The 736-nt window shown below is 74.2% G+C and carries 1 pseudogene; it reads left to right on the top strand.

The annotated features are described in order from the left end of the window. Window positions 1–630: pseudogene (locus Mterra_RS21565) on the top strand (DNA mismatch repair endonuclease MutL); the annotation flags it as partial. Window positions 631–736: the final 106 nt, after the last annotated feature.

Genomic DNA, 736 nt, shown 5'->3' with positions numbered 1-736 from the left:
CCCATGGCCGGCCCCGCCCCCGTGCAGCGGGCCAGCTTCCCCCGCCTGCGCTTCGTGGGGGCCTTCCGCGAGCTCTACCTCCTGGCCGAGGCCGACGACGAGCTCTACGTCGTGGACCAGCACGCCGCCCACGAGCGCGTCCTCTACGAGGAGCTCTCGCGCCGCTACCGCGAGGAGCCGCCCGTCGAGCTCGAGCACCCCGAGCTGCTCAACCTCAGCCTGGGCGAGGAGCTCGCCTACCAGGAGCGGGCCGAGCAGCTCGAGGCGGCGGGGCTGGTGCTCGAGCCCTTCGGCCCCGGCCGCTACCGCATCCGCAGCGTTCCTGCCTTCCTCACCGCCCACCCCGCCCTCGTCGCCGAGGTGGTCAAGGGCACCCTCGCCGGCCACTCCTTCGCCGAGGCCTGGCGCACCGTCCTCGCCCGCCTGGCCTGCCTCCCCGCGATCAAGGCCGGTCACCCCATGGCCGAGGCCCCGGCCCAGGCCCTCCTCGACGCCCTGGCCCGCTGCGAGATGCCCTGGACCTGCCCCCACGGGCGGCCCACCGCCCTGGTGATGAGCGAACTCGAGCTCGCCCGCCGCTTCGGCCGCCGTGGGGTGCGGGCGGTAGAGCGGGTGAACGGGAAGCGGTAAGCCGTCAGCTATTAGCCATCAGCCATCAGCCGTCAGCGGAAGGCCCGTGACCTGTGGCTCGTGGTTACCCCACCCCCTCCCTCCCCGCGCCCGGGGAGGGGTATCC

This window comes from Calidithermus terrae, from assembly GCF_003574345.1.
GTDB classification, from domain to species: domain Bacteria; phylum Deinococcota; class Deinococci; order Deinococcales; family Thermaceae; genus Calidithermus; species Calidithermus chliarophilus.
The sequence above is the reverse complement of the archived record's forward strand: the minus strand, read 5'-3'. Positions and strand labels throughout refer to the sequence as shown.